This is a genomic window from Stenotrophomonas sp. HMSC10F07 (genome assembly GCF_001807895.1).
Lineage (GTDB): Bacteria > Pseudomonadota > Gammaproteobacteria > Xanthomonadales > Xanthomonadaceae > Stenotrophomonas > Stenotrophomonas sepilia.
In genome coordinates this window covers 52,754-67,943 of the sequence record NZ_KV791362.1, presented here as the reverse complement: position 1 = coordinate 67,943, position 15,190 = coordinate 52,754, and the positions used below count along the sequence as shown (strand labels likewise).

General features: G+C 64.5%; 14 protein-coding genes and 1 pseudogene. 9 read left to right on the top strand and 6 right to left on the bottom strand.

Translation table 11 applies throughout. The annotated features are described in order from the left end of the window. Window positions 1–166, bottom strand: a pseudogene (locus HMPREF3114_RS21440) (integrase); the annotation flags it as partial. 469 nt (window positions 167–635) lie between these two features. Between HMPREF3114_RS21440 and HMPREF3114_RS07975 the strand changes: the two are divergent. The 6 genes from HMPREF3114_RS07975 to HMPREF3114_RS07955 all read left to right on the top strand — a co-directional run bounded on the left by HMPREF3114_RS07975 (window position 636) and on the right by HMPREF3114_RS07955 (window position 6,952). Then, the gene (locus tag HMPREF3114_RS07975) at window positions 636–1,028 is read left to right on the top strand and encodes a tetratricopeptide repeat protein (RefSeq protein ID WP_053497594.1); all 393 of its coding nucleotides are present in this window, start codon (window positions 636–638) and stop codon (window positions 1,026–1,028) included. A gap of 923 nt (window positions 1,029–1,951) precedes the next feature. Further along, on the top strand, window positions 1,952–2,497 hold the full coding sequence (locus HMPREF3114_RS21190; protein WP_176746373.1) for an Imm57 family immunity protein: 546 nt from the start codon (window positions 1,952–1,954) through the stop codon (window positions 2,495–2,497). Window positions 2,498–3,009: 512 nt separating this feature from the next. Further along, complete coding sequence (locus HMPREF3114_RS07970; protein WP_053497596.1) at window positions 3,010–3,906, top strand: hydroxypyruvate isomerase family protein; 897 nt, start codon at window positions 3,010–3,012, stop codon at window positions 3,904–3,906. 27 nt (window positions 3,907–3,933) lie between these two features. Beyond that, the gene (locus HMPREF3114_RS07965; protein WP_053497597.1) at window positions 3,934–5,619 is read left to right on the top strand and encodes a GMC oxidoreductase; all 1,686 of its coding nucleotides are present in this window, start codon (window positions 3,934–3,936) and stop codon (window positions 5,617–5,619) included. Further along, window positions 5,619–6,194, top strand: a complete 576-nt coding sequence (locus HMPREF3114_RS07960) for a gluconate 2-dehydrogenase subunit 3 family protein (protein ID WP_005415638.1) — start codon at window positions 5,619–5,621, stop codon at window positions 6,192–6,194. The genes HMPREF3114_RS07965 and HMPREF3114_RS07960 overlap by 1 nt, the downstream gene beginning before the upstream one ends. Then, window positions 6,194–6,952, top strand: coding sequence for a 3-keto-disaccharide hydrolase (locus HMPREF3114_RS07955; RefSeq protein ID WP_053497599.1), 759 nt, complete (start codon window positions 6,194–6,196; stop codon window positions 6,950–6,952). The genes HMPREF3114_RS07960 and HMPREF3114_RS07955 overlap by 1 nt, the downstream gene beginning before the upstream one ends. A gap of 10 nt (window positions 6,953–6,962) precedes the next feature. Here the strand turns inward: HMPREF3114_RS07955 and HMPREF3114_RS07950 are convergent, their stop codons facing one another. The 5 genes from HMPREF3114_RS07950 to HMPREF3114_RS07930 are packed head-to-tail and all read right to left on the bottom strand — an operon-like array spanning window position 6,963 to window position 11,598. Next, complete coding sequence (locus HMPREF3114_RS07950) at window positions 6,963–7,259, bottom strand: c-type cytochrome (protein ID WP_005415640.1); 297 nt, start codon at window positions 7,257–7,259, stop codon at window positions 6,963–6,965. A gap of 18 nt (window positions 7,260–7,277) precedes the next feature. Further along, window positions 7,278–8,144, bottom strand: coding sequence for a sugar phosphate isomerase/epimerase family protein (locus HMPREF3114_RS07945; protein WP_053497601.1), 867 nt, complete (start codon window positions 8,142–8,144; stop codon window positions 7,278–7,280). Window positions 8,145–8,163: 19 nt separating this feature from the next. Further along, entirely contained in the window at window positions 8,164–9,288 is a 1,125-nt protein-coding gene (locus HMPREF3114_RS07940; RefSeq protein WP_053497602.1) for a Gfo/Idh/MocA family protein, read from the bottom strand. Window positions 9,289–9,300: 12 nt separating this feature from the next. After that, on the bottom strand, window positions 9,301–10,518 hold the full coding sequence (locus HMPREF3114_RS07935; RefSeq protein WP_053497604.1) for a nucleoside permease: 1,218 nt from the start codon (window positions 10,516–10,518) through the stop codon (window positions 9,301–9,303). A gap of 27 nt (window positions 10,519–10,545) precedes the next feature. Then, entirely contained in the window at window positions 10,546–11,598 is a 1,053-nt protein-coding gene (locus HMPREF3114_RS07930; RefSeq protein ID WP_053497606.1) for a sugar phosphate isomerase/epimerase family protein, read from the bottom strand. A gap of 95 nt (window positions 11,599–11,693) precedes the next feature. Between HMPREF3114_RS07930 and HMPREF3114_RS07925 the strand changes: the two genes are divergently transcribed. The 3 genes from HMPREF3114_RS07925 (at window position 11,694) to HMPREF3114_RS07915 (ending at window position 15,041) form a co-directional block, all read left to right on the top strand. Next, window positions 11,694–12,698 (top strand): LacI family DNA-binding transcriptional regulator, encoded by a 1,005-nt coding sequence (locus HMPREF3114_RS07925; protein WP_053497607.1) that lies wholly within the window; start codon window positions 11,694–11,696, stop codon window positions 12,696–12,698. Window positions 12,699–12,846: 148 nt separating this feature from the next. Then, a complete protein-coding gene (locus HMPREF3114_RS07920; protein WP_053497609.1) occupies window positions 12,847–13,899 on the top strand; it encodes a sensor domain-containing diguanylate cyclase in 1,053 nt (350 codons plus the stop codon). A gap of 116 nt (window positions 13,900–14,015) precedes the next feature. Continuing rightward, window positions 14,016–15,041: an AI-2E family transporter gene (locus tag HMPREF3114_RS07915; RefSeq protein ID WP_053497611.1), complete on the top strand. Its 1,026-nt coding sequence runs from the start codon at window positions 14,016–14,018 to the stop codon at window positions 15,039–15,041. Window positions 15,042–15,190: the final 149 nt, after the last annotated feature.

Below are 15,190 nucleotides of genomic sequence, written 5' to 3'. Positions count from 1 at the left end.
TGCGGTTGACACCCGCCGAGAGGTGAGGGAAAAGCCGAGGATGGCCGCATTGTCGAATGTCTTCCACGAAGTCCAGGAAGTCAGCGTCAATGAGTTGCTGTGCGATGGGCACGTCCCGGATGGCGGATCTGCCTTTCAAGCGTTGTCGGCTTCTGCCTCGGTTCTTACGTGAAGGGCAACCCGCTCGCATCAGTTGATCCCGATGGGATGCAGGCAATTCCTTTGCTGCCCCCGCCCCCCGTGGTCACGGGCGCCCCGGGTGCTGTTGGGGCGTACAATGGAGGCGACCTCCGCAATCCGAACGGCAACTGGGACTTTGGCCCAATGATCAACAGCGATAGCCTTCGGAATGCCCTTAAGGCAGGGGAGATGCTGGGAGTTGGGCCAAGGTATTCTGAATCCGAATAGTCCAGCGTCGCAGATGGCTGTTGCATTGATCAAATCTGCGTGTGCCGACGGAGATGGCGACGACTTCGTTGCTGACCGCCAAAGCTATATCCAGGGCTGTAAGACTACCTGCACTCGCGCTAAAGATGATTTCAACCAGCCGGGTCTCTGGGGTGGGAACTTGGCACGCTGTATGCTTGGGTGCGTTCCCTATCGGTGCCAGAAGTTAATGAAGCAGAGCGACCTTGATGGATATTGATGAAATTACCAGTATGCTTGAGGCGGGTGACGACAATGCCGCGCGTCACCACCTTTTGGATCTTGTAAAGCGCGATCCCGCTTGTGAGGTCGCGTGGTTGTTTCTTGTTGGGATTGGTTTTCGGAGCGATGACGCGGAGTTGTCCCTCTGGGCGCTTCGTGCGCTTGAGAAGCTTCGTCCTCGCGATGTGTTGGTCGCGTCTGGACTCGTGGACAGCCTGCTTCGGCTGAAACGATATGAGGAAGCTAAGGAGGTCATTCATGCCTTCTCCAAGATTGCTTGTCTTGGTATGCCCGCCCATGACACAGTCCTCGAAGAACATCGCAGGGCCCTTCAGTTCATCAACGATAGCGTTGAGGCTGCAGGTGACGAAGACGAATAGCTGACGCGTTTGCTAATCGCGAAGCCTTGGTTTGATCGATTACTTTCGCTCGACGTCACGAGCTCTGCGCCTTGATGAGGTTGCTCTCCCAGCCGTGCGTGGCTGGCAGCGTTGTCTTCGATGAATTTCTCAAGCTTTTGCGCGAGTACATTATTCTTGATTCGTCCCAAGGCAGGCGTTGCCTTGGTTTGGATGACGAGGATGGCGAAGTTCTTGGGCCTGGATGAAGTAAAGGAATGGCTTGAAGGCGGAGATGTCCTTGGGGCGCGCGCCTGCCGGTCCGTGTCGATGCTCTTGACTGACGGGTGCACCTGACGAGTGCAGATGTTTACGTTCGAACAGGCTCAATCGAACAGAACGCCTGTCTTGCCTGACCAGCGAGGATTTGTTTACACGCTTGGTAGTCACAACCGTTCTGATTCCTACTGGACACTTTTAGTGTTGATAGAGGTCCCCATCTTTATGAGTGGGGGCTTTTTTCGTTTGGCAGCATCCGGTCGTGACCCAGCCTTCTACCTACGGCGAGATGTTGATGGATGAGGGACGAAACATCTGAGCTAATCAGATTTGAGAACGCAGAGCAGTACGGGAAGAAGTCTGCTCGAGTCCATCGCTGGCCGGGGAGGCAATCATCAGCATCGGCCCGTTTCGACTATGGATCTGTGCAGGGTCTCGGCGGGTCTTGATGACGGCGTGCGAAGGACGGCCATAAGCCTGGCGAACTGGCGCGGGACTGTCGCAGATCCTGCGGACACGGTCACCGCGGGACTATGCCCAATTGCGCTGTTCTTCACCAAAGCAAGCCCAATGGCCGAGCCTTGGAGCCCGCTCAAGGAACCAATACATTTGGCAGATCCCTGATAAGGTCACACAGCTGTGCAAACGCCTTTTGGTCCGTCTTCCCCCACGTTTCTGGTGAGCCGATGAATACCACTGCGCAAATTTCGTGCCTCATCCTTTGCGTTCTGCTTGGGTCTTCCGTGTCCGCGCGGCCGCTTGCAGAGAGACTCGCGGCGGACATTGAGATGGCCGAACACTCTATTCTTGCCTCGCTGATGGTGCACAAAAGTTCCGAGAGCAAGTCACTGTGCTCTCAGACGCCATATGCTTGTGTAGGAGCAGACGGTGCTGAGCTTGGTCTCGCCTTGATAGGGGGCAGCAGGAGTGCTGCCGCTCCTCGGCACTTGGTTGAGCTGTCGCGATTTCGTATGGATGGAGCGCTTTCCGAGGACTACAAGTGCTACCTCGCCGCGCATGGCAATTCAACGGTTCAGGCCGCGTCGAAGCTGGATGCCAAAAAGCTGGCAGGGCAATGCATGTCCGAACTTGCTGCTTTCAAACGTCGGGCCGGCGCTGCAAAGTTCGACGTGGCGCCCGAGAATATTTGCAGCTCAGTGGCGGACATCCAGCGATCCCTGCGTGAAGCTGTCCGGCTAGCCAATGCAGGCGGTGAATGTGACGGCTTCTGAGTCGGTCGTCGGAAAAAGCTGATGCGTACGTGATTCGCGAAGCCTTGGCTTGGTTGACTAATGTCGCTCGACGTCGCGAGCTATACAGTTCTGCAATCCGCCGGCTCCGAGGCAGGGCTGGGCCCTGGCGGTGGGGTGCACCCGGATGCAGAACGAAGACATCCAGGAACTGGCTGATATGGTTCGTGAGGCTACGAACGCCCGGTGATCATTCAATGCCTCTGAGAATAGGGCCAATGCCTTGGCTCGGGGCATCGAAGTTCTACTGACTTTGCTCGCTCGCTTGAGAAAAAAGCCAGTAGATTTCATCTCAGGCGACTGATCTGGTTAGAAAAGAAAGCCCCGCCAATGCGGGGCTTTTCTTTCTGCGCGATGTCGTTGGCATTGTGCCTCGCAGCATTGATTTTCGTGCACTGCGACTTGCAAACACACAAATTCCTCCCCTATGGTGCAATCGATTGCATTGCAGTGAATCCTCAGTGTTCGATGTCGGTTGGGAGGCCGGCAGGTGGATGTCCATCCATTCGATCAGACCGGCCCCGGCGATGGGCATCACGCGACGCGACGCGCTACGCCTTGCGGTTGCTGGAGGCGTAGCCCTGGGTACCGCGGGGGCGTTGCCTGCATTCGCCGCCGATGCCCCCCTCAAAGGAAACCTGAAGCAGGCCGTGGCCCGCTGGACCTTCCCGCAGCAGTCGGTCGCCCAGCTCTGCACGACGGTGAAGGACATCGGCTTCGCCGCCATCGACCTGGTCGGCCCGGAAGACTGGCCCACGCTGAAAGCCCACGGCGTCTACAGCTCGATGTGCAACGGCGCGGAGCTGGGCCTGACCAAGGGTTTCGCCGGCCGCGAGTTCCACGACCCGCTGGTGGAGCGCTACACGCGGCACATCGACCTGGTCGCAGATGCCGGCTACCGCAACCTCATCTGCTTCTCGGGCAACCGCAACGGCATGGATCCCCATGACGGAATGGCCAATGCCGAGGCAGGACTCAAGCGCATCCTCGGGCATGCCGAGAAGCGCGGCGTGGTGCTGGTGATGGAACTGCTGAACTCCAGGGTCGATCACCACGACTACCTGTGCGATCACTCCGCCTGGGGCGTGGAGCTGTGCAAGCGGCTCGGCTCGGACAACTTCGGCCTGCTCTACGACATCTATCACATGCAGATCATGGAGGGCGACATCATCGCCACCATCGGCAAGCATCACGCCTGCTTCAAGCATTACCACACCGCAGGCGTGCCGGGCCGGAACGAGATAGGAGATCAGCAGGAGCTCCACTATCCGGCCATCTGTCGCGCGATCCGCGACACCGGTTTCAAGGGGTATCTGGCGCAGGAGTTCATGCCTGCCGCGCCCGATCCCGTTGCCTCATTGCGCGAGGCGATCCGCCTCTGCGACGTCTGAAACGATATCCACCCAGGTGAGAGACCCATGGCAGATAATCACTACGACGCCATCGTTGTTGGCTCGGGAATCAGTGGCGGTTGGGCGGCAAAAGAGCTGACCGAGAAGGGCCTGAAGGTCCTGATGCTGGAACGAGGACGCAACATCGAGCACGTCAAGGACTACGTCAATGCGATGAAGGAAGCGTGGGACTTCCCGCATCGCAACCGTCCGACGCAGGCGATGAAGGCCGCTTTTCCGGTGCTGATGCGCGACTACGGCCTCGCCGAGAACCTGGAAGGAATGTGGGCCAACGAGCAGGACTCACCCTACATCGAAACCAAGCGTTTCGACTGGTTCCGTGGCTACCACGTCGGTGGCCGCTCATTGTTATGGGGCCGGCAGAGCTATCGCTTCTCCGACCTGGACTTCGAGGCGAATCTCAAGGACGGCATCGCCACCGACTGGCCGATACGCTACGCCGACATCGCGCCGTGGTACGACCATGTGGAAAAGTTTGCGGGCATCGCCGGCACGCGCGAGGGACTGGACGTGCTGCCGGATGGTGAGTTCCTGCCGCCGGTTCCGTTGAACATCGTCGAGAAGGACGTGGCCGCACGGATCAAGAAGGCCTTTGGTGGCACGCGGCACATGATCCACTCGCGCACTGCCAACATCACCCAGCCGATGCCCGAGCAGGGGCGCGTGAACTGCCAGTATCGCAACAAGTGCATTCTGGGCTGTCCCTTTGGTGCCTACTTCTCCACCCAGTCGGCGACGCTGCCGGCGGCGATGAAGACCGGCAACCTGACCCTGCGGCCGTTCTCGATCGTCAAGGAAGTGCTCTACGACAAGGATCGCAAGCGCGCGCGTGGCGTGGAGGTGATCGACGCCGAGACCGGGCAGACCTATCAGTACACGGCCAAGGTCATCTTCCTCAACGCATCGTCCTTCAACTCGACCTGGCTGCTGATGAACTCGGCCACCGATGTCTGGGAGGGGGGGCTGGGTTCTTCGTCGGGCGAGCTGGGGCACAACGTGATGGACCATCATTTTGGTGCGGGCGCCTCGGGCCGGGTCGAGGGCTACGAAGACAAGTACTACTTCGGCCGCCGTCCGTGCGGCTTCTACATTCCGCGGTTCCGCAATGTCGCCGCCGACAAGCGTGGCTACCTGCGCGGATTCGGCTACCAGGGCGGTGCCAGCCGCACCGGCTGGTCGCGCGAGATCGCCGAGCTGAACATCGGTGCCGACCTGAAGGAGGCGCTGACCGTGCCGGGTGACTGGCGCATCGGCATGACCGGGTTCGGTGAGATGCTGCCGCACCACGACAACACGATCCACCTGGACCGCGACCGTAAGGACAAGTGGGGGCTGCCGGTGCTGGCGATGGATGTGTCCATGCGCGCCAACGAACTGGCGATGCGCAAGGACATGGCCGCTGACGCCGCCGAGATGCTGGAGGCGGCCGGCGTCAAGGACGTGAAGATGCACGACAACGACTACGCCCCGGGCAAGGGCATCCATGAGATGGGGACTGCGCGTATGGGACGTGACCGGAAGAGCTCGGTGTTGAACGCGCACAACCAGGTGTGGGATGCGCCCAATGTGTACGTCACCGACGGTGCCTGCATGACCTCCAGCGCCTGCGTGAATCCGTCGCTGACCTACATGGCGCTGACCGCGCGCGCGGCCGACCACGCGGTACGCGAACTGAAAGCGGGGAACCTGTGATGGATCGCCGCGAACTGCTGAAGATGATCGTCGCCGCCACCGGTGCGGCGATGGTTGGCCTGCCAGCGCTGGTGCATGGTAAAGCACCAGCGGCCGGGATGATGGCCGCGTTCTCCGATGCCGAAATCGGCACGCTGGACGAGATTGCCGAAACCATCCTGCCGCGGACCCGGACACCCGGGGCGAAGGACGCGGGCGCCGGTGCGTTCATGGCGACGTTCGTCAGCGACTGCTACACCGCCAGGCAGCAGGCGGTGTTCCGCGCCGGGCTGGCGGACATCGACAAGCGCGCCGGTGGCCGCTTCGTGTCGCTCACGCCGGAGGCGCGCACCGGGTTGCTGCGTACACTGGATGCCGAAGCCAAGGCGCGCAATGCAGACGTGACCGAGACCGGAACGCCCGAAGAGGGCGAAGCCATGCCGCATTACTTCACGATGATCAAGCAGCTGGCCATCTTCGGCTTCTTCACCTCCAAGGTCGGTGCGACCGGGGTGCTGCAGTACGTCGCCGTGCCGGGGCGCTACGACGGTGACCTCGCCTATGTCCCCGGCACACCTGCCTGGGGGACCAGCTGATGGACACCAACCTGATGATCCGCCCTGCGTTGATCACCGCCGGCCTGCTGGCCGCTGCATCTGCGTTCGCACAGGATAATGCCGACGCTGTGCGTGACCCGAAGAAGACCGAAGTGTGGAGTCCTGTGCCCGCGACCGTGGCAACGCCACCTGGCAAGGCACCGTCCGATGCGATCGTGCTGTTCGATGGCAAGGATGTCTCCGCGTGGGAGGCGGAGCAGGGTGGCAGCGTGCCCTGGGAGGTGGCCGATGGCGCCATGACTGTCGTTCCGGGCAGCAAGGGCATCCGCACCCGGCAACGCTTCTGCGATGTCCAGCTGCATGTCGAGTGGCGAACGCCCACCGAAACGAAGGGCTTCGACGGCCAGAACCGGGGCAACAGCGGGATCTTCCTGCAGGAACTGTATGAACTCCAGGTGCTCGACAGTTACCACAACCCGACCTATGCCAATGGCCAGGCGGGTTCCATCTACAAGCAGGCCATGCCACGGGTGAACGCCTCGCGCGCACCGGGCCAGTGGCAGGTCTACGACATCATCTGGAAGGCCCCGCGCTTCTCGCCGGGCGGCGGCCTGACGTCGCCCGCACGGATCACCGTGCTGCACAACGGCGTGCTGGTACAGGACGACACCGTGCTGGCGGGCAGGACCGAATACATCGGTGCGCCTTCGTACGCACCGCATGGGTGCGCGCCGCTGTATCTGCAGGAACATGACTCCAAGGTCAGCTACCGCAACATCTGGGTGCGCGAGCTGTAGCGCCCACCCGCTACTTCGCCAGGTAGCTGGCGATGTCATCGATCTCCTGCTGTGACAGCTGCGGGAAGGGGGGCATCAGACCGCCGCCCTTCCTGATCCTGTCCTTGACCTGGGCGGGCTGCAGCCGCTTGCCGACATCGGTGAGCGCCGGGAACGTCGGCGGTACACCGGTGCGTTCAGCACCGTGGCAGGCGGTGCAGTGCTGGGCGTAGAGTTTCGCACCGGCGGCCGGGTCGTCCTTGGCCCACGCTGCCGTCGCAACGTTCATGCCGCCCAGGGCCACGGCCACTGCCAGGATCATTTTCATGTGGGGCTCCTTGATGCGTCAGCGGTGGGCACGGGTGGGCAGGTTGGTGGTCAGGTGTTCACGCAGGTAGTCCGCGCCGGCCTGGATGACCTTGGCCGGGTCGCGTGGCTGGTCGTGTTCGACGATGTACCACTGCACGCCAGCGGTGGCGGCGGCCGGCAGGATCGCGTCCCAGTCCAGCACGCCCTGGCCGACCGCAGCGAATCCACCTTCGTCTTCGGCCTGGCCCTTGGGCGCATTGTCCTTGGCGTGTACCGCAAATATGTGGCCGCGGAACTTGCCAAGCATCACGGCCGGGTCCAGGCCCGCGCGCGCGACCCAGGCCAGGTCCAGTTCGGTCTGCAGCTCGGGGCCGGCGGCGTCGAACAGCAGCTCCAGTCCGGTCCTGCCATTGAAGTCGACCAGCTCGAAGTCGTGGTTGTGATAGGCCAGCTGCATCCCCTTGCCGCGCACCTGCCTGGCAATCCGGCCCAGCTCCCGGCCCAATGCGGTCCAGCCGGCGGCATCGCGCGGACGGTCCTTCTGGTCCAGATAGGGCACCACCAGCGTGCTGTTGCCAATCGAGCGGTTGAAGGCCACCACGGCATCCAGGTTGTCGCGCAGCTCGGCCAACTGAACGTGCGACGAAACCGCTTTGATCGAGTAACGGTCCAGCAACTGTTTCAGCTCCGCAGCGCTTGCATTCTGCGTACCGACGGTCTCCACCGCACGCACGCCCGCGTCGTGGACGATCTTCAGCTGTTGGTCAAGCGGGCCGGCGTTGCGCAGCGTGTACATCTGCACGGCGATGGGCTTCTGCGCACCGGCTGTGTTTCCTGCGAAGGCGGGCAGGACTGCGAGCAGCAGCAGGACGAGGGTTGCAGTTCTACGGACAGGGATGTTCATCAACAGATCCTCCCGGGATTCAACCGATGGTGGTCCAGGTGCGTGACCTGGCCGATGCAATGACACGATCGACGATCCGCGCCGAGCGCAGGCCGTCTTCGAAGGTGGGAAGACCCTGCGGCCGCTCGCCTTCAATGGCGCGATAAGTGTCGGCCACGAACGCTTCGAAGCACTGCCCGTAGCCCTGCGCGTGCCCCGCTGGCAGCGGCGACAACCGGCGTTGTTCGGCACTGCCGGCGCCCGGGCCGCGCACGAAGATTTCCTCGCGCTGCTCGGGCAGGCCGATCCACAGCCGCTCGGCATCCTCCTGGTTGAACGCCACGCTGGCGTTGGCGCCGTCGATCTCGAACCAGAGCCGGTTGTGGCGTCCGGCCGAGACCTGGCTGACCGTCAATGACGCCAGCGTGCCCGCGCCGGTCCTGAACATCGCTGTGGCCACGTCCTCGCTCTCGACCGCTTGCTTTGCGCCGTCTGTCGCCGGCGTGCTGAAACTCTGGGAGGTGGTTGCGCTGCGCTCGGCGATCACTGTGGCAAACGCCGCGTTCACTTCGGCGAAGCACTCACCGCTGACCCATTCAACCAGGTCGCACCAGTGCGACCCGATGTCAGCGAACACGCGCGATGTACCACCCAGTGCCGGGTCAACCCGCCAGTTGTTGCTGGCCGGGTCCAGCAGCCAGTCCTGCAGGTAGCTGCCATGGATCAGGTGCAGTGGCCCCAGATCGCCCTGCGTGATGCGTGCACGTACCTCGCGGACCACCGGGTGGTAGCGGTAGACGAAGGGGACGGTGGCGACCAGTCCGGTCGAGGCGGCCAGCGCCGCCAGCGCCTGCGCATCGTCCAGCGTCGTCGCCAACGGTTTCTCGCAGATCACGTGCTTGCCGGCGTCCAGTGCGGCCTGCGCCATCGCGCGGTGCAGGTGGTTGGGCGTGCAGATGTGCACGACCTGTACCTGGGGATCAGCGACGAGGTCCTCGATATCGCGATAGGCGCGCGGGACATTCCACGCGTGCGCCACCTCGCGCGCGCGCTGCGGCGACGAGGCGGCCACGCCGCGCACCTCGGCGCCAGCCAGCAGTGCCGCGCGGCGATGCACCGCGCCGATCATGCCGGTACCAACGATGGCGATTCCAAGCGGGGGCATCGGCCGGTCTCCTCAGGGTGTGGACGACGCGGCCGCCGCTACCGGGCGGTCGCGGAACAGCAGCAGGAAGGCGATCAGCACCACCAGTGCGACGCCGGCCGGGAACAACCAGATCTGCTGCCAGTCCGGGCCCGCTGCAGTGGTGAAGTGCTCCACCACCGCGCCGGACAGGGAGGTGCCGATCAGCATGCCCACGCCATAGGTGGCCAGGGTGATGAAGCCCTGCGCGCTGCTGCGCGCGGCGGGGCCGGCGTGGGCATCAGTGTAGATCTGGCCGGTGACGAAGAAGAAGTCGTAGCAGATGCCATGCAGTACGATGCCGATCACAAGCAGGGAGAAGCCACTGCCCGCATCGCCGAAGGCGAACAGCGCGTAGCGCACGACCCAGGCCGCCATGCCGACCGCCAGCATGGTCTTCACCCCCAGCCGCACGAACAGGAACGGCATGGCCAGCATCAGCAGCACTTCGGAGACCTGGCCCAGCGACTGCAATCCGGCGGCGCCGTGCACACCGAGGTCGTTGAGATACGGATTGGTGAAGTTGTAGTAGAACGACAGCGGGATGCAGATGGCGATGGAAGCCAGGAAGAACACCAGGTAGGCGCGCGACTTAAGCAACCGCAATGAATCCAGCCCCAGGATCTGTCCCAGCCCGGCATCGCGCTGCTGCGCCAGCGGCGGCGTGTGCGGCAGGGTGAACGCATACAGGCCCAGCACCAGCGATGCCAATGCGGCCATGCGGAAGGTCAGTTCAAGCCGGTGCGCCTGTTCCCAGCCCAGCCAGCCGATCAGCACCCCGGCGATGATCCAGCCGATGCTGCCGGCCACGCGTACCAGCGGGAACTGCTTCTCCGGCGATTGCATGTGCCGCATGGCGACGCTGTTGGCCAGTGCCAGCGTCGGCATGAACAGCAGCATGTAGCCCATCACGCAGGCGGAGAACATGCTGAAGCTGGTGGCGGTGGACGCCAGCCACATCAGCACCGCGCCGGCCAGGTGCAGTACCGCCAGGATGCGCTGCGCCGCGAAGTAGCGGTCTGCGATCAGGCCGACCAGGAACGGCGCCACGATGGCGCCGATGGACTGGCTGAGGAACGCCGTTGCCACCTGGCTTGCGCTGGCCTGCAGCGGGCCCTGTACCAGGTAGGTACCCAGGGTGACGAACCACGCCCCCCAGATGAAGAACTGCAGAAACATCATCGCGCCCAGGCGCGACATGGCGTGCGTCATGGCTTGCCCTCCCGGGGCAGTCGTGGCTCAGATTCCCAGCATGCGGCGCAGTGATCCAGCGCCCGTATCGCTCCCGGCAAAGTCGTCGAAGGCGCGTTCGGTCACATGGATGATGTGATCGCGGATGAAGGCGGCACCCTCGCGCGCGCCGTCCTCCGGGTGTTTCAGGCAGCACTCCCATTCCAGCACCGCCCAGCCGGGGAAGTCGTACTGGGCGAACTTCGAGAAGATCGCCTTGAAGTCGATCTGGCCGTCACCGGGTGAGCGGAACCGGCCCGGACGATCGATCCAGTCCTGGTAGCCGCCATACACGCCGCTGCGCGCGCTGGGGCGATACTCCGCGTCCTTGACGTGGAAGATGCCGATGCGGGCGTGGTAGCGGTCGATGAAGCCGAGGTAGTCCATCTGCTGTAGCAGCAGGTGGCTGGGGTCGTACAGGATCTTCGCGCGGGGATGATGGTCGACCTCATCGAGGAAGCGCTCGAAGGTCGCGCCGTCGTGCAGGTCCTCGCCGGGGTGGAGTTCGAAGCACAGGTCCACGCCGCAGGCGTCGAACACATCCAGGATCGGGCGCCAGCGACGGCCCAGTTCGGCGAAGGCTTCTTCCACCAGGCCCGGCGGGCGCTGCGGCCACGGATAGAAGTAGGGCCAGGCCAATGCACCGGAGAAGGTGGCGTGCGCGGTCAGCCCCAGGCGCTGGCTGGCCTGCGCGGCGAGCCGCAGCTGCTCCACGGCCCAGGCCTGGCGCGCGGGCGGGTTGCCGCGCACATCGGCGGGTGCGAATCCGTCGAACAGGCTGTCGTAGGCGGGATGGACCGCGACCAGCTGCCCCTGCAGGTGGGTCGACAGTTCGGTGATCTGCAGGCCGTGCCCGGCCAGCATGCCGGCAACATCGTCGCAGTACGCCTGGCTGCGTGCCGCCGCGGCCAGATCGAACAGGTGGGGCGCGGAGGTGGGAACTTGTACGCCAGAATAGCCCAGACCCGCGGCCCATCCGGCCAGCGTGTCCAGCCGATCAAAAGGAGCTGTGTCGCCGATGAACTGCGCCAGGAACAGCGCTGGACCCTTGAGCGTCTTCAACGTGATTCGCCCTCGATGCAATCGATTGCATTATCCTAGCAGGGGCGCACGCAGGACCTGTTGTGCACTGCACAGCGGACAGGAGAACTAACGCCATGGCCACCATCTACGACATCGCCAGGCACGTCGGCGTCTCCGCGGGCACGGTGTCACGGGCGCTTTCCCGGCCGGACAAGGTGCTGCCGGCCACCCGTGCGCGCATCGAGCAGGCCGCCGCCGCATTGGGCTATGTGCCCAACACGGTGGCCCGCACGCTCAAGACCCAGCGCAGCGGCAAGATCCTGGTCACCGTCCCGGACATCGCCAATCCGTTCTTCGCACAGATCCTGCAGGGTGCGGAGGAGGCCGCGCAGGCGGTCGGTTACGCGGTTCTGCTGGGCGATACCCAGCATCAACCCGATCGTGAGGAGCGCTACGCGCAGATGCTCCGGCGCAACGAGGCAGACGGCATGATCGTGCTGGGCCATCGCCTGCCACCGACCGCGCGCGAGATCGTCGAGCAGCGCGGCGCAGCTGCGCCGGTGGTCAATGGATGCGAGTTCGACCCCGCACTGGGCATCCCCAGCGTCCATATCGACAACGCGGCCGCCGCACGCGCGGTGATGGAGCACCTGTACGGCCTGGGGCACGAACGGATCGCCGTGGTCGGCGGGCCACCTGACAACCCCCTGCACCAGCAGCGGCTGGAAGGGGTCCGGGCCGCCGGCAAGGCGCGGGGTCGCCTGCGCCAGCTGAGCATCGTGCCCGGGGACTTTTCCGTTGAGTCCGGGCATGCGGCGGTGATGGCGCTGCTGGACGGCACGCCCGTGCCGACCGCGGTGTTCTGCTTCAGCGACCAGATGGCACTGGGGGCACTGGCGGCCTGTCGCGACCGGGGCATCCGCGTTCCGGAAGCGCTCTCCATCGTCGGCTTCGACGACCTGGCCTCGTCGCGTTACCTCACCCCGCCGCTGACGACCATCCAGCAGCCGATGCGTGAAATCGGCGAGCGCGCGGTCAACCTGCTGCTCGCCATCATTGAACAGGTCGATGTACCGCTTCAGCAGACGCTGGAGTTCAGCTTCATGCTGCGCGGTTCGACAGCGGCGCCTCGGCGGTAGCGGAGGCGAGGCAGGGCAGCCGGAGCGGGGCGGCCGGCCCGCGCGTCGTCCCGCGACCTTGATCCCGAATTGACGCAAAGCTGTCAGACTCATCGCAGGCAGCCCGGCAAGGGCCGTAGCAGCGGGTGCGATCGCGCAGGGGGGGGCAATGCCATTCTTTACCGATTCGGCGGAAGGCGCGGTCGAAGGCATTGGCGCGGCACGTCGCATCGGCTGGATGCGTTTCGTCGGCAATGGGCTGGGGGCGATCCCCATCGCTTCGATCATCCTCGAGCGCCACGATGGGCCGCTGGCATGGGCCCTGCTGCTGCTCAATGCGCTGGCGTGGCCTGCGCTGGCATTGATGCTGACCCAGCGCTCCGGCCAGCCCGCGCTCGTCCAGTTCCGCTGCATGGTGGCCGACTCCTTGTTCGGCGGTGGCTGGATCGCCTTCATGGCATTGAGCGTAGTGCCCAGTGCACTGTTTGCCGCACTGCTGGTGGCCGACAAGATCGCTGCCGGTGGCGTTCGCCTGGCGATGCGCGCCACGCTGGCCCTGCTGGTGGGCTTCGCGCTCACCTGGTGGGCGCTCGGCTTCCCTTACCAGCCGGTCACCTCGCAGCGCACGATCATGCTGAGTGTCCCGTTCCTGTTCGTGTATGGCATCGGCCTGAGCATTCTCAGCTGGCAGCTGGCGCGCCGGGTCAAATCGCAGAACCGCCAGCTGCAGCGTCTCAGCCGGATGGACCCGCTGGTCGAGCTGGCCAACCGCGGCTTCCTGATCCTGCGTGCGCAGCAGGCGCTGGACCGGGCACAGGGCCAGGGCGGCTTTGCCTGCCTGCTGATGCTCGATGTGGACGACTTCAAGCGCATCAATGACTCGCACGGCCACCGCGCCGGTGACGAGGTGCTGCGGCATATCGCGGCGACATTGCGCACCGTTGCCCGCCCAGGTGATACGCCCGCGCGGCTGGGGGGCGATGAGTTCGTCGTGCTGCTGCGCGACTGCGCGCCCGTCGACGCGATGCAGGTGGCCGAGCGGGTGCGCCTGCACCTGCTCGAGGCCGCGCGGCAGGCCACGCCGGGGGTGGAATTCAGCGTCAGTATCGGCATTGCGGCCACGCCGCGTGGCGGCAGTGTCGAGGACTGGTTGGCACTGGCCGACCGCGCGCTGTACCACGCCAAGCGCCAGGGCAAGAACACCGCCAGCTACGGCGAGTGAGCGCGCGTGGGGACGGCACGGCTGCCGCCGAACGCGGATGAAATGCCCATTCATCCTGCACGCGGAATCAGCACGCCAATCCTCTACCATGGGCCACCCCGCCCGGACGCGCTCCCATGCAAGACGCTCTCGTTGCCCAGCCCAAGCCCCCCATCCCAAGGATCGCGGCATGGCTGATGATGCTGCTGGGCATGTGGCTGGCGCTGAAACTGGGCCTGGTGGTCACCCTGCTGTCCGGCCTGCTGGTGTTCCAGCTGACCCACCTGCTGGCCTCCACCGTGGAAGGCAGGCTGCCGCCGGGACGCGCACGGGCGATCGCAGTGATCGTGCTGTCGGCGATCATCATCAGCGCGCTGGTGCTGGCGGGGATCGGCGTGGCCTCGTTCTTCCGCAACGAGACCGGTGGCCCGGACGCTTTGCTGGCGCGCCTGATGGAGATCCTCAACACCTCGCGGCACCAGGTGCCGGCGCTGCTGCAACCCTACATTCCCGAAGACATGCCAGCGCTGCGCGCGGCGCTGAACGACTGGGCCGCCGAGCATCAGCGCCAGCTGGGCGTGGCCGGTACCTCGGTGGTCCAGGTGGGTGTGCGCGTACTGATCGGCATGGTGCTGGGTGCGATGATCGCACTGTATGACGAACTGCCGCTGCCGAAGATGGGTCCGCTGGCGCAGGAGCTGGTCGGGCGCACCAGCCGCCTGGCCACCGCGTTCCGTCAGGTGGTGTTCGCGCAGGTGAAGATCTCGCTGCTCAACACCGTGTTCACCGCGATCTTCCTGCTGGGCGTGCTGCCGTTGTTCGGCGTGCACCTGCCGCTGTCCAAGACCCTGGTGCTGATCACCTTCCTGGCCGGCCTGCTGCCGGTGGTGGGCAACATCATCTCCAACACGATCATCACCATCGTCGCACTGTCGGTCTCGTTCTATGTGGCGGTGGCGGCGCTGCTGTACCTGATCGTGATCCACAAGCTGGAGTACTTCCTCAACGCGCGCATTGTGGGTGGCGAAATCCAGGCGCGGGCCTGGGAGCTGCTGCTGGCCATGCTGGTGATGGAGGCGGCCTTCGGCCTGCCGGGCCTGGTCGCCGCGCCGGTGTTCTATGCCTACGTGAAGCGCGAACTGGTCGACCAGCGCTGGATCTGACGCGGCGGGGCATGACGTATTTGTCCCGATTCGAGCGTCCGCGCGGCCTTGTCGGTGCGTTCGCGGCGCGCACGGTGTACCCACGGCCACGGTTGGCCCGTCAGCGGCTTGGCGCCTGTGCAGGCGGCCGCTACAGTGTTCCGCACGAC

Excerpts from the sequence above, each read along its gene's own strand:
- HMPREF3114_RS07975 (WP_053497594.1), top strand. The coding sequence starts at position 636 with ATGGATATTGATGAAATTACCAGTATGCTTGAGGCGGGTGACGACAAT.
- HMPREF3114_RS21190 (WP_176746373.1), top strand. The coding sequence starts at position 1,952 with ATGAATACCACTGCGCAAATTTCGTGCCTCATCCTTTGCGTTCTGCTT.
- HMPREF3114_RS07970 (WP_053497596.1), top strand. The coding sequence starts at position 3,010 with ATGTCCATCCATTCGATCAGACCGGCCCCGGCGATGGGCATCACGCGA.
- HMPREF3114_RS07965 (WP_053497597.1), top strand. The coding sequence starts at position 3,934 with ATGGCAGATAATCACTACGACGCCATCGTTGTTGGCTCGGGAATCAGT.
- HMPREF3114_RS07960 (WP_005415638.1), top strand. The coding sequence starts at position 5,619 with ATGGATCGCCGCGAACTGCTGAAGATGATCGTCGCCGCCACCGGTGCG.
- HMPREF3114_RS07955 (WP_053497599.1), top strand. The coding sequence starts at position 6,194 with ATGGACACCAACCTGATGATCCGCCCTGCGTTGATCACCGCCGGCCTG.
- HMPREF3114_RS07950 (WP_005415640.1), bottom strand. The coding sequence starts at position 7,259 with ATGAAAATGATCCTGGCAGTGGCCGTGGCCCTGGGCGGCATGAACGTT.
- HMPREF3114_RS07945 (WP_053497601.1), bottom strand. The coding sequence starts at position 8,144 with ATGAACATCCCTGTCCGTAGAACTGCAACCCTCGTCCTGCTGCTGCTC.
- HMPREF3114_RS07940 (WP_053497602.1), bottom strand. The coding sequence starts at position 9,288 with ATGCCCCCGCTTGGAATCGCCATCGTTGGTACCGGCATGATCGGCGCG.
- HMPREF3114_RS07935 (WP_053497604.1), bottom strand. The coding sequence starts at position 10,518 with ATGACGCACGCCATGTCGCGCCTGGGCGCGATGATGTTTCTGCAGTTC.
- HMPREF3114_RS07925 (WP_053497607.1), top strand. The coding sequence starts at position 11,694 with ATGGCCACCATCTACGACATCGCCAGGCACGTCGGCGTCTCCGCGGGC.
- HMPREF3114_RS07920 (WP_053497609.1), top strand. The coding sequence starts at position 12,847 with ATGCCATTCTTTACCGATTCGGCGGAAGGCGCGGTCGAAGGCATTGGC.
- HMPREF3114_RS07915 (WP_053497611.1), top strand. The coding sequence starts at position 14,016 with ATGCAAGACGCTCTCGTTGCCCAGCCCAAGCCCCCCATCCCAAGGATC.